Source organism: Glycomyces amatae, from assembly GCF_020991375.1.
Classification (GTDB): domain Bacteria; phylum Actinomycetota; class Actinomycetes; order Mycobacteriales; family Micromonosporaceae; genus Glycomyces; species Glycomyces amatae.
In genome coordinates this window covers 135,720-158,104 of sequence record NZ_JAJLQZ010000005.1, presented here as the reverse complement: position 1 = coordinate 158,104, position 22,385 = coordinate 135,720, and the positions used below count along the sequence as shown (strand labels likewise).

Genomic DNA, 22,385 nt, shown 5'->3' with positions numbered 1-22,385 from the left:
GTCAAGCGCAGCCGTCGGACGAGTGGTGGCAGTGGAACAGGATGGGGTGCATCAAATGCGCGAGGTCGTGCCGGCCGCTCACGGGGCGCGCGAACTCCAGCCGCAGCCACCGTCGGCCCGGGCCGGCGGGGGCGTCGCCCAGGTCGACCACGAGTCCGTACCGGTCCAGCCGCCGCACGCGCGGCGTCCCGTCGTAGGCGGTCCCCTTGGCGTCCAGGAGGTGCCGGAGGTGGTGCCCGAGCTGCGCCATGTGGTGGCGGGCCAGGTCGTCGAGCAGGTCGCGCTCGCACTCGTGGAGCGGGTCGGGCTCCGCGGCCGCGTACTCGGCGGGGTCGATCGCCTCGGCCGCACCGGAGCGGCTGAAGGAGACGCGGTCGATCTCGATGCGGTGCATCGTGATCCGATCGCCGACGTCGAAGAGTTCGGGGATCGGCCGGGACCGCGCGTACTCGAGCACGGCCGGTCGGGTCGCGGACCGGGGCACCGGCAGCAGGATGCCGGAGAGCCGGACGCGGCCCAGGCTCGGGGCGCCGCGGTGCGGCGGCACGTCGTCCACGGTCAGGCGGACCTCGGCGGGCCCGCTCGCGCGCAGGCGCGCGGCGAGCCCGTCGCCGGGGGCGGCGAGCAGGAGCGGCCGCCCGATGCGGTCGGTGGCGTGGTGGAACCCGGTCACGGGGGCGCCGTCGGCGAACCGCAGGACCCCTCCCAGGCGGCCGCGGGCCAGTGTGCGGGCGACCTCGGCCGCGGATGGGCGCATGGCAGTTCTCCGATCGCCGTCTTAGCCTCTGCTCATCGAACTTAGGCTGACCTAATTTAGCAGGGCGGTGCGGCGAGGTCCAGCCCCCGTCAGGGCGTGTCGAGCTCGATCGCCTCGACGGCCCGGGGGACCTTCCTGTCGAGTCGCCCGAGGAGCTTCAGCAGCGGCGCGGAACGGAGCAGCGCGTTGCGGGCCCCGATGCCGAACCCGGTGCGCGGCGCGAGGAATGCCAGACCGTCGTCGGCGATCGCCTGGTTGGCGGCCGCATAGGGTCGCATGCGCCGCTCGTAGGCGGCGAGCGCGGTCGCGGCGTCGGTGCGGCGCGCGAGCTCCTGGGCGAGCACGTACGCGCCGACGAGGGCCAGGCTCGTGCCCTGCCCGGACATCGGGGACGGGCAGTGCGCCGCGTCCCCGAGGAGCACGACGCGCCCCCGCGACCAGCCGTCCATGGCGATCTGGGTGACCGAGTCGAAGTAGAAGTCCGGCGAATCCTCCATCATGGACAGGATTCGGTCGGTCTCCCAGCCCGCGCCCGCGAACACCGCGCGCAGGTGCTCGCGCTGCTCGGCGGGGGTGCGGCGGTCGACGTCGGTCTCGTGCGGTGTGCGGTGCAGGAGCAGCGCCTTGGCGCCTTCGGCGCGAGGGGTCCGGTACAGGCCCACGAGCCGGCCGGGGGTGTTGAACAGCCGCACCTCGCCGCTGAGGCCGAGGTGGTCGCCGACGGTGGCGATGCTGACGTAGCCGCCGAGGAAGCGCCGGTAGGGGCGCTCGGGGCCGAACGCCAGCGCCCGGACGTTCGAGTGCAGGCCGTCGGCGCCGACGACGAGGTCGTACGGCTCCGCTTCGGCGCCTTGGAAGGAGGCGAGCACGGCGTCACCGGAGGACTGGTCGAGCGCGGCGACGGCGTCGCCGTAGCGGTACTCGGCCGCGTCGGCGGCGTCGTGGAGCAGGCCCACGAGGTCGCCGCGGAGGATCTCGAGGGACCGGCCCTCGCCCGCGGCGAGGCCGGTGGGGAAGCCCGCGCGGGTCCTGCCGCGGGCGTCGACGACCGAGGCGCGGGTGATGCCGGTCGCGGCGGCGCGGACGCGGTCGAGGAGGCCCATCCGCTCGGCCACGTCGACGGCCGCGCCGCGCAGGTCGACGGCGTAGCCGCCGGTCCGCGCCTCGGGGGCCTTCTCGACGAGGGTGGCGCGGATGCCGTGGCGCTGGAGCCAGTGGGCCAGGGCGGGCCCGGCGATGCCCGCCCCGGAGATGAGGACGTTCCGTACGGCGGTCACGGGTGCGCTCGCTTTCGGTCGGGTGCGGTGAAGCCGTGTTCGAGGAGGGTCAGGGCCCGGTCCACGAACTCGTAAGGGGGCCTGGCGAACTCGGAGAGGCACCAGTGCCGCATGGCGCCCAGGACGGCGCCCACGCAGGCGTGGGCGAAGACCTGGACCTCGAGGGCGCGGTCGGCGTCGGGCGCGACGGCGGCCGCGATCCGGCGGGACTTCTCGTACGCGTGGAGGATGAGCGCGGCCTCGATCCCCGGGTGGCGGTAGACGAGGGCGACGCGCCGCCGCATGAGCCGGAGGTCGGCGGGCCCCAGGGCCGCGAAGCCCGCGCGCATGGCCTCGCGGAGCGCCCCGACGGGGTCCTCGGCGGCGAACTGCGGGGCGAGGGGGCTCACCGCGGGCTCGTCCTCCTCGTCCCAGATGACGAGCGTCTCCTTGGAGCCGAAGTAGCGGTAGACGGTCCGCGGGGAGACCTCGGCGGCGGCCGCGACCTCCTCGATGGCGACGTCGTCGAAGCCGCGCTCCTCGAACAGGTCGAGGGCGGCCTCCTGGATGCGGTGCATCGCGGCGAGCTTCTTGCGGGCCTGGAGGCCGGGCGCTGCGCTCGCGGGCGCGTCGTCGGTGGAGTCCATGGGGACAGCATACAGGCAGCTACTGCCTTTTGACAGTGGCTGCCTTATTGGGACGAGGGCTCCGGGGGATGCGCGGAGCGCCTGTTCGGGCCGGTCGCGGGGACGGCACGAGCGGCCATCGCGTGGCGATGGCCGCTCGTAAGTCGGTGTCAGGGCTCACCGGCGGGAACCGCTCGGCGCGGTGGTGCCGGAGCCCGCGGCTCAGTCCCGGTGCGCCGTGCCCCAGCCGGCGGACTCGCCCGCCGGGGCGATGCGCTGCGGGACGCCCCACGGGTTGTCGTCGCGCAGCGGCGGCGGCAGGAGCTCCGCGGGCGCGTTCTGGTAGGCGACCGCCTGCACGAAGCGCCCGATGGCCGCCGTGCCCACGCTCGTGCCGCCCGAGGTCGTCGCGGGCCACGGCCCGCCGTGCTGCATCGCGGGCGTCACCGCGACACCGGTGGGCCAGCCGTCGAACAGGACCCGGCCCGCCTGCCGCGCCGCCGCCCGCACCAGGCGGGCGACGTCGTCGCCCCCGGCGCGGTGCACGGTGACGGTGAGGTTGCCTTCGAACAGCTCCCCCAGCAGGTCGGCGTAGTCGGTGCCCTCGGGGACCTCCACGAGGATCGCGAGCGGGCCGAAGCACTCCTCGAGGAGCCCGTCGGCGGCGCGGAGGTCGTCGAGCGCGACGGCGGCGATCGTGGGCGTGACCCAGGTCTGCCCGTCCTCGCCGGTGCGCGTCGCCCCGGCGGCGACGACGTCGACGCCCTTGGCGCCCAGGACCGCCGCGCGCCGCTCCAGGTAGCCGTCGGCGATGCGCGGGTCGAGCATCCGGTGCTCGGCGACCGCCGCGGACGCGGCGGCGACGGCGTCGCCCAGGCCGTGGCCTTCGGGGAGGAACACGAGCCCGGGTTTCGTGCACAGCTGCCCGGCGGAGCCGCCGACGCTCATGACGAGCCCGGCCGCGATCTCGGAGCCGCGCTCGGCGACCGCGGCGGCGGTGACGAAGACGGGGTTGACGCTGCCGAGTTCGCCGTAGAACGGGATCGGCGCCGGGCGCGCGGCGGCGATGTCGGCGAGCAGCCGCCCGGCCCGGGTCGAGCCGGTGAACGCCGCGGCCTTGACGAGCGGGTGCCGGAGCATCGCCGTCCCGGCCTCCTGGCCGGTGACGAGCTGCAAGGTGCCCGGAGGCATCCCGGCGCCTTCGAGGGCGGCGGCGACGACGGCCGCCGTGCGCTCGGACAGGCGCGGGTGGCCCGGGTGGGCCTTCACGATGACGGGGTTGCCCGCGGCGAGGGCGGCCGCGGTGTCGCCGCCCGCGACGGAGAACGCGAACGGGAAGTTGCCCGCGGCGAAGTTCAGGACCGGCCCGACCGGTTCGTTGACGCGGCGCAGGTCGGGCCGCGGGCCGAGCGCGAACTCGGGGTCGGGGCGGTCGATCCTGGCGTCGAGGTAGGCCCCGTCGACGACGGTGTCGGCGAAGAGCCGCAGCTGGACGACGGTGCGGCGCAGTTCGCCGCGCAGCCGCGCGTCCTGGAGGCCGGTCTCGTCCGCCGCGAGCGCCACCAGTTCGTCGGCGTTCGCGGTGAGCGCGTCGGCGGCGGCGTTGAGCGCGGCGGCGCGCGAGGCCGGGGTGCCTGCCGCGATCGCGTGCGCCGCGTCGCGGGCGGCGCGCGCGATCGCGTCGAGTCGGTCGGTCGGCGTCTGATCGGTCATGGCTCTGCTCCTAGGTGTTCACGGATTCCCGGCGAGGCGGTGTCCGAGTCGGCTGGTTCGGTCGCAAGGCGGAAGGGCCTGTAAATACCGGTGTCGTATTCGCGGGCCCGGCGACGCGGCGAGTGGGCCGGCGGGCCGGGCACCGGCCGGCGGGGGCCTCCTAGAACTGGAATCCCGCCGGGAACGGGTCGGTGGGGTCGAGCGTGTACTGGGCCGTGCCGGTGATCCAGGCGCGGCCGGTGATCTGGGGGACCACCGCGGGGCGGCCCGCGACGGTGGTCTCGGCGGTGAGGCGCCCGATGAAGCGGGTGCCGATGAACGACTCGTTGACGAAGTCGACGCCGAGGGGCAGTTCGCCGCGGGCCCACAGCTCGGCCATGCGGGCGGAGGTGCCGGTGCCGCAGGGCGAGCGGTCGAACCAGCCGGGGTGGATGGCCATGGCGTGTCGCGAGTGCCGCGCGTCCGAGCCGGGCGCGATGAACTCGACGTGGTGGCAGTGGTCGAGTCCGGCGATCTCGGGGTGGACGGGCGGCGCGGTCGCGTTGATCGCGTCCATGATCGCCAGTCCCGCGGCGACGATCTCCTGCTGGTGCGAGCGGTCGAACGGGAGGCCGACGTCGTCGAGGTCGACCATGGCGTAGAAGTTGCCGCCGAAGGCCATCGAGTACGGGACGGTGCCGAGGCCGGGCACCTCGACGCCGGTGTCGAGGGCGTGGACGTAGCTGGGGACGTTCTCGATGGTGACCGAGGCGGCGCGCCCGTCCTCGACCGCGACGCGGGCGGTGACGGGCCCGGCGGGCGTGTCGAGCCGGATCTCGGTGACCGGCTCGGTCACGGGGACCATGCCGGTCTCGACCAGGACCGTGGCGACCCCGATGGTGCCGTGCCCGCACATCGGCAGGCAGCCGGACACCTCGATGTAGACCACGCCCCAGTCGCAGTCGGGGCGCGTGGGCGGCTGGAGGAGGGCGCCGCTCATCGCGGCGTGGCCGCGCGGTTCGTTCATCAGGAACCGCCGCAGGTCGTCCATGTGCTCGATGACGTGGAGGCGCCGCTCGTTCATGGTCGCGCCGGGGATGGTGCCGACGCCGCCGGTGACCACCCGGGTGGGCATGCCCTCGGTGTGCGAGTCCACCGCGCTGATGAGCCGTGTCGTTCTCATGTTCGTCCTATCGGAGGCGGTCGGGGGCGCCGGTCGGCGCCCCCGACCGGTGCTTCAGCGGGCGGCGGCGAAGTCGAGCGCGCGGCGGGTGTCGCGGACGACCTGCTCGTGGTGCTCGGGCGAGAGCGGCCCGCGCGGCGGGCGGGTCGGTCCACCGTAGCTGTTGCCGGCGACGTCCATGGAGAGTTTGATGGCCTGCACGAACTCGGTCTTGGTGTCCCAGCGGAAGACCGGGACCAGGCCGGCGTACAGCTCGCGGGCCTGCTCGATCTTCCCGGCCTGCACCAGGTCGTAGATCTCGACGGCCTCGCGCGGGAAGGCGTTCGGGTACCCGGCGAACCAGCCGGTGGCGCCCATGACGAGCGACTCGAACAGGAGGTCGTCGGCCCCGGCGATGACGTCGATGCCGCACCGCTCCTTGATCTCCAGGACGCGGCGGACGTCGGTGGAGAACTCCTTGATCGCGACCACGTTCTCGAGCTCGTAGAGCTCGGCGACGAGGTCGGGGTCGAGGTCGACCTTGGTGTCGATCGGGTTGTTGTACATCATGATCGGCAGGCCGACCTCGTTGACCTTGGCGTAGTGCTCGAGCACCTCGCCGCGGTTGGCGCGGTAGATCGTGGGCGGCAGCAGCAGGACGCCGTCGGCGCCGTCCTCCTTGGCGTACTCGGCCCACTTGACGGCCTGGTGCCAGCCGACGCCGTGGATGCCGGCGACGACGAGGCCGCGGTCGCCGACGGTCTCGACGGCGACCTGGATGACCTTGCGGCGCTCCTCGTCGGTGAGGGAGGAGTACTCGCCGAGCGAGCCGTTGGGGCCGACGCCGCGGCAGCCGTTGGCGATGAGGAAGTCGCAGTGCTCGGCGAACCTGTCGTAGTCGACCGCGAGCCCGCCCGGCGCCTTCGGGTCCTCCTTGAACGCCAGGGTGGTCGCGACGACGACGCCGCCGAGGTCGAAACGGCTCTGGTCGAAACGACTCTGGTCGAACTTGTTGTCACTCATGGGTGGTGCCTTTCTACGCACTGTCGCCGTTCGGCGGGGTGGCGAGCTCGGCGAGGTCGCCGAGTCGGATGGGCGCGGCCAGGGGCCGCCGGTCGGAGGTGTCGGTGGCGCTCCGCGAGGGGTCGGCTCCGGTGAGCTCCTCGACGGTGCGCCCGCACATGCGCGCCTGGCAGATGCCGAGCCCGGCGCGGGTCGTGAGCTTCAGGGAGCGCAGCGCGGTCTGCTCGGTCGCGGCGGCCGCGGCGCGCAGCCGCCCGTAGGGGACCTCCTCGCAGCGGCAGACGACGGTGTCGCCGCGCAGCCAGGAGGTCCAGCCGGAGCGGATGCCGTGGGCGGTCTCGATGCGCCGGGCGAGGTCGGTGGTGGCCCGCCTCAGGCGCAGGTCGGCCCGGGGGGCTTCGCCTCCGGCGGCGCGGCGCCCGGCGATGCGGCCTTCGACGAGGGCCGCGTCGACGCCGCCGATGCCGGTGATCTCGCCCGCGGCGTACACGCCGCCGACGCTGGTGCGCTGGTCGGCGTCGACGAGGACGAACCGGTCGGGGCCGATGGCGCACCCGGCGGCGATGGGCAGCTCCAGACGGGGCGTGAAGCCGTGGCTGACGCAGACCGCGTCGACGGCGACCGTGCGCTCGGTGCCCGGGATCGGGGCCCAGTCGGCGTCGAGGCGGGCGGTGACGACCTCCTCGACGCGGCCGTCGCCGCGCGCCTCGACCACGGCGCGGCCGAGGCGGTAGGGCACGCGCCGGGCGAGGTGGTGGGCCGCGTAACCGGCGAGTTCGAGTCCCTTGTGGGCGGTGCGGAGGAGCCGCTGCGGGTGCGGCAGCCAGCCTCGGGCGAGGGTGGGGAGCCGGGAGGCCTCGTACACGCCGATGACGTCGGTGCCCGCGCTGGTGAGCGACTGGGCCACCGGCAGCAGGAACGGCCCGGCGCCGGCGACGACGGCCTTGCGGCCCACGGCGATCCGCTCGCCCTTGGCGAGGGCCTGGGCGGCTCCGGCGGAGAACACGCCGGGCAGGTGCCAGCCGGGGAAGGGCAGGGTGCGGTCGTGGGCGCCGGGGGCGAGGACGACCGCGTCGGCGGTGAGGCGGCGGGACTCGCGGCCCGCGGCGTCGCTCGGTCCGATGAGGACGCGGGCGGCGATGGCGGGTCCGCCGGCCGATCGCGCGGCCGCCGCGGTCTCGATCGCCCAGACCTGCGCTTCGGTGAGGACCTCGATGCCGTCGTCGCCGCGGACGCGGCCCTGGAGGCGTTCGAAGGCGCTCCAGCCGTGGTGGAGCCGGGCCTCGCGGCGGCTCGGGCGCTGCGGCGGGAGGTGGCGCCAGTACTGGCCGCCGAGCCCGTCGCCGGAGTCCAGGAGGGTGACGCGCGCGCCCGCGTCGCGGGCGGCGACGGCGGCGGCGAGCCCGGCCGGGCCGGCGCCGATGACGAGGACGCTGCTCATGGCCGTTCTCCTTCCGGGGCGTCGTCCCGGGTCTCGACGGCGTCGCCGCCGGCGATCCGGCGCAGATGGGCGCTGGTCATGGCCGGTCCCCCTTCGGCGCGTCGTCCCGGGCGGGCACCGTGTCGTCCTGGGTCTCGACGGCGTCGCCGTCGCAGGCCCTTCTGAGGCACAGGCGCACGTCGCTCTCGCCGTTGACGGTGGCGATGCAGTCGAAGCAGACGCCGATGCCGCAGAAGACGCCCCGGGGGCGGCCCGCGGTGGTGGTGCGCCAGGCGGTCCTGCCCTGCGCGAGGAGGACGCCCGCGATCGACTGCCCGCGCACGCCTTCGACGGGCTCGCCGTCGACGGTGAGGTGCAGCGGTTCCGGCTCGTCGGGCCGGATCGGGTCGGTCCGCCAGGGGACGATGCCGCTCATGGGACCTCCAGGTGGGGGGCGAGGCTCGGGCGGGAGAGCTGGAACGGCCCGGGGTCGATCACCGAGCCGAGCGCCGGTTCGGCGCCGGTGAGCTGCGCGGACAGGAGCGCGCCCGTCACGCCCGCCAGGCCGATCCCCGCGCCCTCGTGCCCGGTCGCGTACCAGAGCCCGGGGTGGCGGTGGTCCTCGCCGACGACGGGGAGGTGGTCGGGCATGTAGGGCCGGAAGCCGCCGTAGGAGCGGATCACGGGCACGGTCTCCAGGAACGGGAAGAGCCGCAGGGCCTTCTGGGCGACCTGGGCGAGGACCGCGACGTCGAGGCGGTCGTCGAAGCCGATCTGCTGGCGGCTCGATCCGATGAGGACGGTGCCGCCGGGGGTGGACTCGACGACGCTGGAGGTCTGGAGCGCGGCGTCGGCGGACTGGGTCGCGCCGAAGTAGTCGCCGTCGTAGACCTTGTGGAACACGCGCTGGCGCATCCGCGCGGTGACCAGGACCGTGCCGCGGCGCGGTCGCACGGGGACGTCGGCGCCGAGGGCCGCGGCGACCGCGCCCGACCAGGGCCCGGCCGCGACGACCACGGCGTCCGCGTCGATCCGGGTCGAGTCGGTGCGGACGCCGGTGACACGCCCGGTCGCGTCGCGGAACGCGCCGACGACCGCCGCGTCGGTGAGCACGCGGGCGCCCGCGCGCCGGGCGGAGGCGAGCAGGGCCTCGGCGGCGATGACGGGCTGGACCTGGGCGTCCTGCGGGTAGTGGACGGCCGCGGTGAGTGCGGGGTTGAGGTCGGGCTCCAGCGCCAGCGCCTCGGCGGCGGTGAGGTCGCGGGCCTCGACGCCGGCGGCGGCCTGGCTCCGGGCGAAGGCGCGGAGCGGTCCGGCGCCGGCCTCGGTGAGGGCGACGACGATGCCGCCCTTGCGCTCGTACTCGATCGGGGGGAACGCGTCGCCGAGCTCCGCGGCGAGTTCGGCGGCGAGGAGCGGCCACTGCGCGGCGGCCTCGAGCGCGAGGTCGAGTTCGGGCCCGGGGGCCTTGTCGGAGACCAGGAGGTTGCCTTCGCCGCGCGCGGTGGTCGCGCTCGCGGGGGCCCCGCGGTCGACCACGACGACGCGCCTGCCCTCCCGCGCGAGGGCGCGCGCGCAGGCGGCTCCGATGATGCCCGCGCCGATGACGACGACGTCCGCTCGCATGTGGCCACTCCCTTCTCGAACAGTAATATGTCACATATTAATAGTGGCGACGAGGGCGCCGCCCCCGCCTCGGGCCGGCTACTCCCCCTCGGCCGCTTCGGGTTTGCCCGCCCACCAGCCGACGGCGTGCCGGATGTGCTGGCGCATCAGGTCCTCCGCGGCGGCCGCGTCGCCCGCCGCCAGGTAGTCCAGGAGCCGGTGGTGCTCGGCCGCCGAGACGTCGAGCATGCTGGTCTCCAGCAGCGAGACGAGCCCGACCAACCGGGTGCGGGCGCGCAGCTCGGCGATCGTCTCGACCAGGACCGCGTTGCCCAGCAGCGAGGTCAGATCGAGGTGGAAGCGCTGGTCCGCGAGCAGGTAGGCGGTGAGGTCGCCCGCGCGGGCGCCCTTGACGATCGCGTCGGCCTGGGCCCGGAACTCCTCCAGGCGGTCGGCCGGGAAGACCGGCGCGAGGCGCGCCATGGCGTCGGGTTCGAGCAGCAGCCGGATCTCGACGATGTCGTTGAGGAGGTCGTCGCTCACCGCCGTGACGCGGAAGCCCTTGTTGCGCACCGGTTCGACGAAGCCGCGCTTCTCGAGGTCGAGCATCGCCTCGCGGACGGGCGTCGCCGAGACGGCGAACCGCTCGGCCAGGGTCGGCACGGTCAGCAGCGTGCCGGGGGCGAGCTCACCCGAGATGATCGCGGTCGCGAGGGTCCGCTCGACCCGCGCCCGCAGGCTCTGACCAGGTTCCAGTCGCTGAATGGATGGCAACGTCACTCTCCCGTCCGCCCTTCGGTAACGCAGCTGTGAGGGCAAGGCCGAGACCGACGCCGTCGCATCGCAGCGTACACCGCACCGTCCGCGCGGCTTCGCGTTCGGGGCGTCACCGTGAACCGTCCCTTCCGGGTATGACGAGCCGCCGCCGCGGCTCCTCGTTGCCCGCCCGGTCGGTCGCGGCGTACTCGATCACCTGCGGACCCTCGTCGATCGCCCGCACGAACGCCTCCTGGAAGGTGCCCCAGAACGTGCCCGGGCCCTCCCACTGGATGCGCTCCACTCCGGACACGCCGTCGTCGGCGTGGAGGGTGATCTCCACACTCGACCCGAGGTCCTTCACCGTCGCGCGCGACACGGGGGGCGCCGTGTCCACGGCGATCTCGCGGCCGGTGGCGCCGGTGCGGCCGTCGGCGTCGTGGACGCGCGCCTCGATGCGCTGCACGCCTTGGGCTTCGATCACCACCGGTGCCGTGTAGGGGGCCCATTCGCCGCCGGAGACGCGCAGTTCGAGGCGGAGCCCGTCGTCGGTCTGGACGGCACCGGTCTCGACGGCACCGGTCCCGACAGGGCCGCTCTCCTCGATGCCGGTCCCGTCGACGTCGAAGCCGCGCAGGCGCACCGTGGGCGCGGTGGTGAACCAGCCGGAGGGAGCGGGGGCTTCGAGGATCTCGATGGCGACGGCGGGCGGCACGCGCCCGTCGTCGGCGGGCAGGGCCCACGCGGTCACCGCGACGGCGCCCGCGTCGGAGGCGGCGGCGAACTCGAGTCGCCCGTGCGCCGGGGCGGCCTCGGGGGCCGCGTCGGCGGCGAGCCCGTGGGCGGTGAGCCCGTGGGCGGTGAGCAGCGGCGCGAGCGGCGCGCCCGGCTCGACGACCAGCACGCGCCGGTCGGCGCGCTCGGCCCGCTCGGGCACCGGTCCCGCCGCGGCGGCGCCGTCGAAGGCCGCGGCCCCCGCGAGCACTGCGGCGAGTTCGTCGCGGCCGAGGAGCCCTTCCGCCCGCACCCGGGCGGCCACGGCCGCCACTCGGTCGAGGAAGGCCTCCCGGTCGCCGAACGCGCCCGGTTCCCACAGCTCGTCGAGGAACGTGCCGCCGTCCGAGCGCACCCGGTTCGGCACGCCGGTGCCGACGCCGCCGAAGGCGATCTCGGCGTCGTGGGACCGCACGTACATGTGGTACCTGGTGTCGGCGCCCGACCAGCACGGTTCGAACCGGACGCCGTCGAGTTCGACCGTGCCCTCCCGGGCGAGCTCGGCCAGGAGTTCCGTGCCGGTCCGGCCGGTGATGAGGCCGCCGTCGAAGCCGCGGCGGCCGTTGAGCCCGAAGGCGAGCCCGGTGGTGGCCTCCGACCGCGCCAGCAGCAGGGTCGGGCCGAGGAAGAGCGCGCACAGGCGAGGATCGTCGACCGCGGGTTCGGCCCGGAGCGACACCGGGGCGGTGAGGAGCAGCTCGTCCCCCGCACGCCAGGCGCGCGTGAGGGACACGTACTCGCCGGGGACCGGGTCGATGCCGGTCGGCCCGCCGTTCAAGCGCAGTTCGAGGTCGCCTGCGGCCCAGGCGGGGACGCGCAACCGGACGGTTCGTTCCCGGCCCGCGGGCGCGGCGCCGCCGTGCGCGTCGTCGCCGAGCTCGGCGAAGCGGAGCGAGACCGCCTCGCCGAGCGGGAAGCCGGACCGCTGCGTGACGCGCAGTCCCGCTGCCGCCCAGTGGAGTTCGGCGTCGACGGGCAGGTTCGCCCAGAGGCCGTCCGCGCTCTCGAAGAACACCGTGTCCTGGTACTTCAGGTGGTTCTCCAGGCCGGTGCCGCCGCAGCAGGTGCCGACGTTGTCGTACTCGCGCAGCGCCCCCGGGTGCACCGGGAACATGTAGGTGACCTCGGGGCTCGTGTCCGAGCGGACGGCGCGGCGCGAGCCGAGGACGTGGTTGAGGACGGTGCGCTCGTAGTAGTCCATGTAGCGCGCCTCGAGCGTGTGCGCGAAGAGCTTGCGGGCGAGTTTCAGCAGGTTGTAGCTGGCGCACGTCTCGGCGTTGCGGTGGCCGATGTCGCCGGCCACCGTGGCGGGCGGTCCCCACAGCTCGCTCTCGCCGGTGCCGCCGTGCGCGTAGGTGCGGCCGGGCACGATCTGGTCCCACAGGCCCGCGGCGGCGTCGAGGTAGCGGCGCGCGCCGGTGCGCTCGTACTGCTCGACGTACCCGATCAGCTGCGGCAGGTGCTGGTTGGCGTGCATGTCGGTGAGCACGTCGGTGCGGGCCGCGCCGGCGTCGAGCAGGCGCTCCTGGTCGAAGAAGGACGCCGTCTCCAGGAACAGCGGTTCGCCCGCGGCGGTGGCGAGGCGGGCCAGGGTCTCGTTCATGCCGCCGAACTCGCCCGCGATGTAGAGCGACCACATCTGCTGGCGCCGTTCGGGTTCGAGCCGCGAGAGGCGGCCGTGGACCCAGTGGCCCATCGCGGTGGCGATGTCGAGGGCCTGGGCGCTGCCGGTCAGCTCGCGGGCGTCCAGGAGCCCGGCCATGATCTTGTGGCAGGTGTAGTAGGGCGCCCAGATCTCGCCGTAGGGCGCGAAGTGCTCGAGCCGGGAGAACTGCCACTCGCCGTAGGCGGCGAGGAAGCCCGGATGGGAGTAGCGGCCGGTCGCCGCGAGGGCGGCCTGGACCTCGCCCAGCCCCGCCACGAACTCGTCCACCTTCGACTCCAGGGCCGGGTCGTCCTCGCCCGCGGCGGCCATGGCGAGCATCGACAGGAAGTGCCCGGCGTAGTGGCCGCGCAGCAGGTTGGCCGTCTGGGCGCGCTCGCGCCCGGGGTAGTCGCGCTCGCCCCAGGCCTCCTCGTTGGGGTGGCCGAAGCCCTCCCAGTTCCCGGGCGGCTCGGCGCCGGTGGCGAGCCCGGCGTTGCGGCGGAAGACCGCGAGCAGGCGGTCGACGGGGTACACGCGGGCGAGGTGCAGGAGCTCGTCGCGGGCGCGGGCGAAGGCGCTCGCGCCGTCCACGCGGACCGCGCCGAGCGGGAACGGCCGCGCCAGGGGCTTCACGGTGGTCATGGCAGCGCCTTCGCCCGGGCCTCGGCGGTCCACTGCTCGACGCCGGCGGCGTCGATCGGCAGTCCCGCGGAGAGCACTTCGGAGCCGGTCTCGGTGACGAGCACGTCGTCCTCGAGCCGGACGCCGATGCCGCGCAGCTCCGGTGGGACCGTGAGGTCGTTGGCGTGGAAGTAGAGGCCCGGTTCGACGGTCATCACCACGCCCGCCTCGAGGTCGGCGCCCATGTAGTCCTCGTACTCGGCCTTGGAGCAGTCGTGGACGTCGAGTCCGAGGTGGTGGCCGATGCCGCAGGCGAGGTAGCGGCGGTGGTGCTGGCCCTCCGGGGAGAGCGCCTCGTCGACCGAGACCGGCAGGAGGCCCCAGTCGTGCAGGCCGTTCGCGATGACCTCCATGGCGGCGAAGTGGAAGTCGAGGTACTGCGTGCCGGGCCGGATGCGCGCGAGCCCGGCGCGGTGGGCCTGCTCGACGAGGTCGTGGACCTCGCGCTGCCGCGGGCTGAACGTGCCGCCCGCGGGGATCGTGCGGGTCACGTCGGCGGTGTAGAGGCTGTGGGTCTCCACGCCCATGTCGAGCAGGAGCACCTCGTCGGGCAGGACCGGGCCGTCGCACCGGACCCAGTGCAGCACCGGGGCGTGCGGGCCGGAGCCGACGATGGTGGCGTACCCGGGGCCGTTGCCGAAGGTGCGGGCGTGCCGGTCGAAGGTGCCCTGGAGCCAGCGCTCGCCGAGGCCGTCGCGGATCGCCCGCGGCACCTCCTCGGCGACGGCGGCGAAGCCGTCCACGGTGGCGTCCACGGCGAGGCGCAGCTGGTCGACCTCCCAGGCGTCCTTGACCATCCGCAGCCGCGACAGGTGGCGGCCCAGGAGCGGTGAAGGCTCGAGGCCGTGCCGCTCGAGGAGCGCCGCGCCCACCGCCGGGGTCGCGAGCGCGCCCGCGAGGTCCTTGCGGCCGTCAAGGGCGGCAAGGGGTTCGACGTCGATCTGGAGCGCCTCGGCCCACTCCTTCAGGCCGGGCGAGGCGCCGACCCACAGTTCGCCGTGGGCGGCGTTCGCGAAGAACCCGGTGTCGCCGGGGCGCAGCGGCGGCGGCAGGTAGAGCCGGGCGTCGTGCCCGCCGGGCACGGGGGTCATGACGAGGACGGCGGCCTCGGTCTGGCAGCCGGTGAGCCACGTGAAGTCGCTGTCGGCACGGAAGAGGTGGTCGCAGTCGTCGTTGCGGACGCGCGCGGTCCCGGCGGCGGCCACGATCGCCTGGCCGGGCAGGCGCTCGCTCAGGCGGCGGCGGTGGTCGGCCGCCGCGGCGGCGGCGCCCTCCACGGCGGTCGCCTCCACGGCGGCGGCGCCCCAGTCGCGCGCGATGAACTCGGTGAACGCGGGGACTTCGGCCAGCCGCGGGTAGCGGGTGCCGGCGTAGGGGGGTCGTCCGGTGTCGGTCATCGCCGTTCTCCTCCTCGGTCGCGGACCAGTTCGCGCAGGCGCGTGAGCACCCGGCCCGACCCGATCCCGTCGTGCTCGAACTCGTTGGTCACCCACGCCTGGGCGTTGCCGAGGCCCTTGAGGGTGTCCAGTTGCAGGCCTGAGTCGACGTACATGTCGTCGAAGTAGACCGCCGCGGCCACGGGGACCTCGTTGGCGGCCAGGCGGTCGGGGTCCAGGACCGGGCTCCATTCGCGGCGCTCGGCGAGGGCGCGCACGGCGGGCGCGAAGCCGCGCAGCAGCCGGACCTCCTCGAACATCCACGGGAAGGCCATCTCGCCGGTGAACGGCAGCGGGCGCCGGTCCTCGCCGAACTCGGGGCGCCGGTCGCGCTCGCGCTGGGCGGCCCAGGCGGTCGGGCCGTTCGGGCCGTCGCCGTAGATCGACTCCTGGAGGGTCCAGAACAGGGGGTTGGCGGCCGAGGAGGTGCGGGCGAGCACGCCGGCGAGGAAGCCCTCCGAGAGGCGGCCTTCGCGGATGAACGCGTCCTCGACCAGCCAGTGCATCCGCTCGTAGCCCGGCTTCATGCCGAAGTCGATGCCGAGGGACTGGAAGCGCCGCACGGTGAGCACGTCGCCGTCCGGCAGCAGCACGGGCTCGGCCGCGAGCCGGTCGGCGATGGCCGCGACCCGCTCGGCGTCCTGGGGGTAGCGGCGGTAGTACTCGGCGGTCTTGGCCGCGACGCGGTCGAAGGTGCGCCGGTAGACCTCGTCGGCGCTCATGGGGTTGCCGGGGATGCCGCCGCACACGTAGCAGGCGGCCAGGGCCTCGGGGGCGTGCGAGAGGTAGGCGAGGGTGAGCCACCCGCCGTAGCTCTGCGCGAGCGTCGCCCACTTCCGTCCGCCGTAGACGCGGTCGCGGACGTGCTCGAGGTCGCGGACGATCGAGTCGGCGCGGAAGCAGGACAGGTAGTCCGCCCCCGCGTCGCCGAGCTCGGCGACGACCTGCGCGTCGACCGGGGTGCTGCGGCCGGTGCCGCGCTGGTCGACCAGCACGACCCGGTAGCGCTCCAGGGCCTCCTCGATCCACCCGCCCGGCTCCAGCGGGCGCGGGTTGGCGCCGCCGGGGCCGCCTTGCAGGTAGGTGAGCAGCGGGAGGTCGTCGCCGCGCTTGTCGGGGTCCACGAGCTCGCGGACGAACACCTCGATGTCGCCGCGGCCGGGGTCGTCCCAGTCCAGCGGGACGCTCACGGTGCGCTCGCGCACCCACATGCCCGGCATCGAATACTGCGATTCGCTCATCGGTCGGCCTCCTGCCGTTCGCGCTCCAGGCGGGCCGCCTCGTTGCGGCGCCGCGCGGCGTCCCATTCTGGCCTGATGCGCGGGACCGCGGCCAGGAGCTTCCTCGTGTACGGGTCGCGGGGCTCCTCGAAGACCTGGTCGCGGTCGCCGGTCTCGACGATGCGGCCCTCGCTCATGACCGCGACCCGGGTCGCGATCTGCCGCACGACGGCCAGGTCGTGGGCGATGAACAGGTAGCTGAAGCCCTCCTCGTCCTGGAGGCGCCGCAGCAGGTTGATCACCTGCGCCTGCACCGAGACGTCCAGGGCGGACACCGCCTCGTCGGCGATGATGAGCTTCGGGGCGACGGCCAGGGCCCGGGCGATGCCGATGCGCTGGGCCTGCCCGCCCGAGAACTGGGCGGGGAACCGGGCCGAGTGGTCGGGGTTGAGGCCGACGCGCTCCATGAGGGCCTTGGTGAAGGCGCGGGCGCCGCCGGGCACCGGGCGCTTCTGGTAGACCAGCGGCGCGGTGACGATCCGCTCGACGCTGTGCTTGGGGTTGAGCGAGGAGTACGGGTCCTGGAAGACCATCTGGACCTCGCTCCGGTAGGCGTGCAGGGCCTTCCCGGTGAGGGCGTGGACCGGGCGGCCGGCGAACTCGATGTCCCCGGAGGTGAGGTCGACGAGCCGGGCGACGAGGCGGGCGGTGGTCGACTTGCCCGAGCCGGACTCGCCGACGAGCGCGAGGGTCTCGCCGGCGCGGACCTCGAGGGAGACGTCGTCCACGGCGCGCAGCTTCGCGGTCCGGCCGAGCAGCCCCCCGCCGTGCACGTTGAACTCCTTGACGAGGCGGGTCGCCCGCAGCAGGGGCTCGGCGGCGTCGCTCATCGGTCCTCCTCGGCGGTGGTGGTCTTCAGCAGGCCGATCTCGTCGTCGATGCGCGGCACGGCGTCGAGGAGCATCCGGGTGTAGGGCTCGCGCGGGTCGCAGAAGACGCGCTCGGCGGTGCCCTGCTCGACGAGGTCGCCCTCGCGCATGACGACGAGGTGGTCGGCCACTTCGCTGACGACGGCGAGGTCGTGGGTGATGAGGATGAGCCCCGCGCCGGTGTCGCGGCGGATCTCGGCCAGCAGGTCGAGGATCTGGGCCTGCACGGTGACGTCGAGCGCGGTGGTCGGCTCGTCGGCGATGATGAGGTCGGGCTCCATGCTGAGGGTCATCGCGATCATGACGCGCTGGCGCATCCCGCCGGAGAACTGGTGCGGGTAGTGGTCGACGCGGCGGGCGGCGTCGCGGATGTGGACGCGTTCCATCGCCTCGATCGCGACCCGCCTCGCCTGGCGGCGGGTCACGCCGGTGCGGTGCGAGCGGTAGGCCTCGGCGATCTGGGTGCCCACGGTGTAGTACGGGTTGAGCGAGGAGAGCGGGTCCTGGAAGACCATCGCGATGCGGTCGCCGCGGACGGCCTGCATCTCACGCTCCTTCAGGGCGGTCAGCTCGGCGCCGTCGAACTCGATGGACCCGGTCCTCTCGGCGCCCTTGGGGAGCAGGCCCATGATGGCGAGGCTCGTCATGGACTTGCCGGAGCCGGACTCGCCGACGATGCCGAGCGCGCCGCCGCGGGCCAGGTCGAAGTCGAGGGACTTGACGACCTCGGTGGCGCCCGCCGCGGTGGGGAAGGCGACGGTGAGGCCGCGGACGCGCAGCAGCGGCCGTTCGTCCTCATGAGACGCTGTCATGCCGAGCTCCCCACCCGCACGCGCGGATCGATGGCCGTGTAGAGCAGGTCGACGACCATGTTGCCGACGACGACGAGGAACGCCGCCAGGAGCGTGACGCCCATGATCACGGGCTGGTCGTTCTTGGTGATGGAGTCGGCGGCGAGCTTGCCGACGCCGTTGAGGCCGAACACGGTCTCGGTGATGAGGGCGCCGCCGAGGAGCCCGGCGAAGTCCATCCCGAAGATCGTGACGATCGGTGTCAGGGCCGGGCGCAGGGCGTGCCGCCGCCAGACCAGGCCGGGGCTGAGGCCCTTCGCCCGCGCGGTGCGGACGTAGTTCTCCTGGAGCGTCTCGATGACGTTCGCGCGGGTGAGCCTGGTGTAGACGGCCGCGGCGCCGATGGAGAGCACGATCCAGGGCATGAGGAAGTTCGCGAACCACTGGCCGGGGTCGTCGCCGAACGCGACCGCCTGCGGGAACGGGAGCCACCCGAGGGTGACCACCAGCAGGAACTGGAGCGAGAGCGCGAGCACGTAGTTCGGGACGGACATGCCGGTGAGGGTGAGGCCGGCAATGAACCGGTCGGCGAACCTCCCCTCGCGCACGGCGCTGACCAGGCCGGCGGAGACGCCCGCGAGGAGCCACAGCACGGCGGCGCCGACGGCGACGGTGACCGAGACGGGCAGGCGCTGGAGGATCATGTCGGTGACCGGCTGACTCGACTGGAACGAGTAGCCGAGGCACGGCGCGACGCACTCGATGGCGTTGGCGCCCGTCCCGTAGGTGCGCCCGGCGAACAGGCCGCCGAGGAACGTCCAGAACTGGGTCCAGAACGGCTGGTCGAGGCCGAGGTTCGCGCGGATCTGGTCGATGGCCTCGGGGGTGCAGTTCTTGCCGCAGATCTGCACCGCCGGGTCCGGCGAGAGGACGAAGAAGATCACGTAGGTGAACGCGCACACCAGGAACAGCACGACGGCCATGCCCAGCAGGCGGTTGACGAGGACGCGGATCATGCCCGGCCCTCCCCGGACTCGACGATCTTCTTGATGCGGTCCCCCAGGACGGTGAACGAGAGCACGAGCAGGAACAGGAACGCGCCCGGGAACAGGAAGTAGGCGGGGTCGACCGCGTACCAGGGGACCGAGCTGGCGATCATCTGGCCCCAGGAGGGGGTCGGCGGGACGACGCCGACGCCGAGGAACGACAGGCCCGCCTCGGTGCCGACGTAGCCGGGCACCGCGAGCGTGGTCATGACGATGATGGTGGAGGAGAGGTTCGGGAGGATCTCCTTGAAGATGATCTGGGCGCTGGAGGCGCCCGAGGCCCTCGCGGACTCGACGAACTCGCGCTGCTTGAGCGACATGGTCTGGCCCCGCACGATCCGGGCCAGGTACGGCCACCCGAAGAAGGAGATCACGACGACCAGCAGGACCTGCCGGTTGTCCGCGGGCAGGGCCGAGAGCACGGCGATCATGAAGATGAGGGCCGGGAAGGCCATCAGGAACTCCATGACGCGGGAGATCACCATGTCGACGCGCCCGCCGAAGTACCCGGCGACGAGGCCGAAGACGACGCCGAGGACGCTGGTGAGGGCGGTCGCGAGGAGCGCGATCGTCATGGACACCCTGGCGCCGTAGACGATCCGGGCGAAGATGTCGCGCCCGTTCCCGGGTTCGACGCCGAACCAGTGGTCGGCGCCGATCCCGCCGCCCCACCCGAGCGGGAGCCCGCCCAGGTTCGGGTCGACGGCGCCCTGGTCGAACTCCAGCGGGCCGTAGCCGCTGAGCTTGACCAGGAGCGGGGCGAAGACGGCCATGAGGACGACGAGGAGGATGTAGGCGCTGCAGGCGACCGCGGCGCGGTCGCGGAGGAAGGCGCGGACGAGGCGTCGCCCCGACGCGGGCGGCGAGGACGGCGCGGGTTCGCCCGCCGTCTCGCCGCCCGCCGCGCCTTCGACTTCGAGTTCGGTCGGAGTGAAGGTCATCAGCGTCAGCCCTGGGACGGGTCCCTGAGACCGATGATCGCGAGGTCGGTCATGTTGGAGCTGGGGTGGTAGCCGGCGATGTTCTCGCCGGGCAGGAAGACGCCCTTCTCCCACAGGAGCGGGGCCATCGGCGCGAGGGCCATGACCTCCTCGTCGAACTCGCCCCAGGCGGTGTTGGCCGCCGCGATGTCGGTCATGGCCTTGATCTCGTCGATGCGGGCGTTGACGGCCTCGTCGTCGATCTGCGCGAGGTTGGTGTTGCCCTTGTCGGTGATGAGGCGCCCGTCGACCAGCGGCGGGACCATGGTGCTGGCGCTGGAGGCCCAGTCGGGGCACCAGCCGGTGATGGCCGCGTCGGACTGCTGCGAGGGCGTGCCGATCGTCTCGTAGTACGTCGAGGTGTCGATGACGTTGAGCTTCACGTCGACGTTGACGGCCGCGAGCGACTGCTGGATCGACTCGGCCTGGGCCTGCATGATCGGCTGCGAGCGGATGTCGAGCGTGAACGAGAACCCGTCCTCCAGGCCGACCTCGGCGAGGAGTTCGAGGGCCTTCTCGGGGTCGCCCGAGTAGTCGTCGCTCGGGTAGAGGTCGAAGTCCTTGTGGCCGCTGACGGCCTCGGGGATGATCGTGGTCGCCGGGTCGGCGAGCTGGTTGCCGCCCGAGGCGGTCTGGAGGGAGGTCCGGTCGATCGCCCAGTTCATGGCCTGGCGGACCTCGACCTGGTCGAAGGGCGCCTTGGTGGTGTTCATGCCCATGTAGGTGGTGCAGTAGGCGGGCGAGGTCACCAGCCGGTCCTGGAGCTCGGGGGTCTGGACGCGGGCGAGCGTCGCGGCCTGGATCCTCCCGGAGATGGCGTTGACGTCGCTGCCCTGGCCGGCCATGAGCCGCTCGTCGATCGTGGCCCCGTCGAGGCCGATCTCGAACTCCCACGCGTCGGGGTAGGCCTTGCGGACCTCGTCGGTCTCGGCGTCCCAGTGCTCGTTGCGGACGAGCTTGATGAGGCTGCCGGGCGTGTACGTGTCGAGGGTGTAGGGCCCGGAGGCGACGATGTCGTTGATGAACTCGTCGCCGGCGCCGCTGCCGACCGGGAAGGGCACGGCGTTGGGCTGGGCGAGGACGTTGTCGAACTCGGGGAACGGCGTCTTGAGGTGGAAGACGAGGGTGCCCTCGTCGGGGGTCTCGATGCCGGGGTGCTCGCCCGACTGGTACGGGCCGAGGTAGTCCTCGGGGGCCTCGACCGTGTTCTTGAGCCACGGGGAGCCGATGCCGATCTCGGGGTCCCAGGCGCGGGAGATGCCGAAGGCGACCTCAGCGGAGGTGATGGGGTCGCCGTTGTCGAACTTCAGGCCGTCCTTGAGGGTGTAGGTCCAGGTGAGACCGTCCTCGGAGGCCGTGCCGAGGCTTTCGGCCATGTCGGGGACGATGGCGTTCGGGTCCTCGGCGTCCCCGGCGGCCTGCATGGTGAGGCCGCGGTAGACGAGCCGGTAGAACGCGTTGACGCCGCCGTCGAAGCCCCGCGCGGGGTCGAGGTAGGAGAAGTCGGCGTTCTGGAGCATGTGGACGGTGCCGCCGACGGCGGGGGTGTCGGTCGAGCTGCCGCCTGCGGCCTCGTCGGACCCGCCGTTCGTACAGGCGGTGAGCAGGAGCGCCGCCGCCGCGACGGCGACCGCCGCGCGGGTGGTTCGTGTTGCCATGAGGGAGTTCCTTATCGGTGCTTCGCGCGGTTCGACGGCGTGATGGGGAGGCCGGTGGTCCCGCCTCGTTCGTCGTCCATCCGCGCCTCCGGCGCTGTGGTATGTGACATGTGATATATCACTGAATCGTTCATGCGCCTCCGCCGCGAGTGCCGCAGGAGGCCGGGACCGGCCGGTGCCCTCGGGGTCGGACACGAGCGAATCCCCAGTTCAACAGGGTGTTCACACGCCTAGGAGGCGCAGTAACATATCACACATTACTGATTCTGAGGGAACTCGTCAAGGCGGCGGGGCCAAGAAAAAATGACGCTCCGGCGCCGGAGCGTCAGAGGACCACCGTCCGGCGGGAGTCGACGCCGGTGCCGAACTCGGGGTCGCTCCCCCGGACGAGCACCGAGTGCTCGGCGACCTCGGCGCGGAAGAGCCGGTACGGCGCCGGGGCCCGCAGCTCCTCGGGCGCGAAGTACTTCAGTTCCGGGAAGCGGGACGCGTAGCGCTCGGCGGCCGCCTCGACCTCGGCTTCGGGGACCTCCCCGGCCGTGGCGCGCATGTAGACCGCGCCCGCCTCGCCGATCGGGGCCTGGGAGTCGAAGACGACGATCGCGACCGCCGCGTGGTCGAAGATGTTGCGCGAGTGCCGGGCCGTCGGCGAGGAGACCCAGTAGAGGCGGCGGTAGCCGTCGGGCGTGAAGAACACCGGCGAGGCCCAGGGCGAGCCGTCGGCGCCGGCGGTCGCCAGGGTCATGTACTTGTTGGCGTCGATGATCTCGCGGGCCAGCGCCGCGAGGCGCTCCTGCCCGCTCATCGCGCCGCCCCGGCGGTCGGTGTCGAGGATCGCGGTGTGCGGCTGCCCATGGGCGCTCCCGTCGGTCGCATGGCGGAGGGCGCGGCGGAACGCCGCCCCGCAATACCGACGAGCCCGGCTCCG

Annotated in this window: 19 protein-coding genes; all 19 read right to left on the bottom strand. The window is 73.5% G+C overall.

The features are described 5' to 3' along the window. Position 1 precedes the first annotated feature (1 nt). The 19 genes from LO763_RS09970 to LO763_RS09880 all read right to left on the bottom strand — a co-directional run bounded on the left by LO763_RS09970 (position 2) and on the right by LO763_RS09880 (position 22,262). The gene (locus LO763_RS09970; RefSeq protein WP_230601826.1) at positions 2-757 is read right to left on the bottom strand and encodes a hypothetical protein; all 756 of its coding nucleotides are present in this window, start codon (positions 755-757) and stop codon (positions 2-4) included. An 89-nt stretch (positions 758-846) separates the two neighbouring features. After that, entirely contained in the window at positions 847-2,034 is a 1,188-nt protein-coding gene (locus tag LO763_RS09965; RefSeq protein ID WP_230601825.1) for an FAD-dependent monooxygenase, read from the bottom strand. Next, the gene (locus tag LO763_RS09960) at positions 2,031-2,660 is read right to left on the bottom strand and encodes an acyl-CoA-like ligand-binding transcription factor (RefSeq protein WP_230601824.1); all 630 of its coding nucleotides are present in this window, start codon (positions 2,658-2,660) and stop codon (positions 2,031-2,033) included. Before LO763_RS09960 ends, LO763_RS09965 begins: the two co-directional genes overlap by 4 nt. 201 nt (positions 2,661-2,861) lie before the next feature. Then, positions 2,862-4,352: an aldehyde dehydrogenase (NADP(+)) gene (locus tag LO763_RS09955; RefSeq protein WP_230601823.1), complete on the bottom strand. Its 1,491-nt coding sequence runs from the start codon at positions 4,350-4,352 to the stop codon at positions 2,862-2,864. 160 nt (positions 4,353-4,512) lie between these two features. After that, the gene (locus LO763_RS09950) at positions 4,513-5,514 is read right to left on the bottom strand and encodes a proline racemase family protein (RefSeq protein ID WP_230601822.1); all 1,002 of its coding nucleotides are present in this window, start codon (positions 5,512-5,514) and stop codon (positions 4,513-4,515) included. Between the two features lie 54 nt (positions 5,515-5,568). Next, the gene (locus LO763_RS09945; RefSeq protein WP_230601821.1) at positions 5,569-6,516 is read right to left on the bottom strand and encodes a dihydrodipicolinate synthase family protein; all 948 of its coding nucleotides are present in this window, start codon (positions 6,514-6,516) and stop codon (positions 5,569-5,571) included. A 13-nt stretch (positions 6,517-6,529) separates the two neighbouring features. After that, positions 6,530-7,957, bottom strand: coding sequence for an FAD-dependent oxidoreductase (locus tag LO763_RS09940; RefSeq protein ID WP_230601820.1), 1,428 nt, complete (start codon positions 7,955-7,957; stop codon positions 6,530-6,532). Positions 7,958-8,033: 76 nt separating this feature from the next. Further along, positions 8,034-8,372 carry a (2Fe-2S)-binding protein gene (locus LO763_RS09935; protein ID WP_230601819.1) on the bottom strand — a complete coding sequence of 113 codons (339 nt, stop codon included), beginning with the start codon at positions 8,370-8,372 and terminating at the stop codon, positions 8,034-8,036. Further along, positions 8,369-9,562 (bottom strand): NAD(P)/FAD-dependent oxidoreductase, encoded by a 1,194-nt coding sequence (locus tag LO763_RS09930; RefSeq protein WP_230601818.1) that lies wholly within the window; start codon positions 9,560-9,562, stop codon positions 8,369-8,371. The genes LO763_RS09935 and LO763_RS09930 overlap by 4 nt, the downstream gene beginning before the upstream one ends. 78 nt (positions 9,563-9,640) lie before the next feature. Beyond that, on the bottom strand, positions 9,641-10,321 hold the full coding sequence (locus LO763_RS09925; protein ID WP_369431955.1) for a GntR family transcriptional regulator: 681 nt from the start codon (positions 10,319-10,321) through the stop codon (positions 9,641-9,643). Between the two features lie 106 nt (positions 10,322-10,427). Further along, complete coding sequence (locus LO763_RS09920) at positions 10,428-13,358, bottom strand: beta-L-arabinofuranosidase domain-containing protein (protein ID WP_230601816.1); 2,931 nt, start codon at positions 13,356-13,358, stop codon at positions 10,428-10,430. Then, a complete protein-coding gene (locus LO763_RS09915) occupies positions 13,355-14,794 on the bottom strand; it encodes an aminopeptidase P family protein (protein ID WP_230601815.1) in 1,440 nt (479 codons plus the stop codon). The genes LO763_RS09920 and LO763_RS09915 overlap by 4 nt, the downstream gene beginning before the upstream one ends. Then, complete coding sequence (locus LO763_RS09910) at positions 14,791-16,074, bottom strand: alpha/beta fold hydrolase (protein ID WP_230601814.1); 1,284 nt, start codon at positions 16,072-16,074, stop codon at positions 14,791-14,793. Before LO763_RS09910 ends, LO763_RS09915 begins: the two co-directional genes overlap by 4 nt. Continuing rightward, positions 16,071-16,943 carry an ATP-binding cassette domain-containing protein gene (locus LO763_RS09905; protein WP_230601813.1) on the bottom strand — a complete coding sequence of 291 codons (873 nt, stop codon included), beginning with the start codon at positions 16,941-16,943 and terminating at the stop codon, positions 16,071-16,073. Before LO763_RS09905 ends, LO763_RS09910 begins: the two co-directional genes overlap by 4 nt. Then, entirely contained in the window at positions 16,940-17,794 is an 855-nt protein-coding gene (locus tag LO763_RS09900; RefSeq protein WP_230601812.1) for an ABC transporter ATP-binding protein, read from the bottom strand. Before LO763_RS09900 ends, LO763_RS09905 begins: the two co-directional genes overlap by 4 nt. Continuing rightward, complete coding sequence (locus LO763_RS09895; protein WP_230601811.1) at positions 17,791-18,789, bottom strand: ABC transporter permease; 999 nt, start codon at positions 18,787-18,789, stop codon at positions 17,791-17,793. The genes LO763_RS09900 and LO763_RS09895 overlap by 4 nt, the downstream gene beginning before the upstream one ends. Further along, positions 18,786-19,760: an ABC transporter permease gene (locus LO763_RS09890; RefSeq protein ID WP_230601810.1), complete on the bottom strand. Its 975-nt coding sequence runs from the start codon at positions 19,758-19,760 to the stop codon at positions 18,786-18,788. The genes LO763_RS09895 and LO763_RS09890 overlap by 4 nt, the downstream gene beginning before the upstream one ends. A gap of 5 nt (positions 19,761-19,765) precedes the next feature. Next, on the bottom strand, positions 19,766-21,457 hold the full coding sequence (locus LO763_RS09885; protein ID WP_230601809.1) for an ABC transporter substrate-binding protein: 1,692 nt from the start codon (positions 21,455-21,457) through the stop codon (positions 19,766-19,768). A gap of 325 nt (positions 21,458-21,782) precedes the next feature. Then, the gene (locus tag LO763_RS09880) at positions 21,783-22,262 is read right to left on the bottom strand and encodes a pyridoxamine 5'-phosphate oxidase family protein (protein ID WP_230601808.1); all 480 of its coding nucleotides are present in this window, start codon (positions 22,260-22,262) and stop codon (positions 21,783-21,785) included. Positions 22,263-22,385 lie beyond the last annotated feature (123 nt).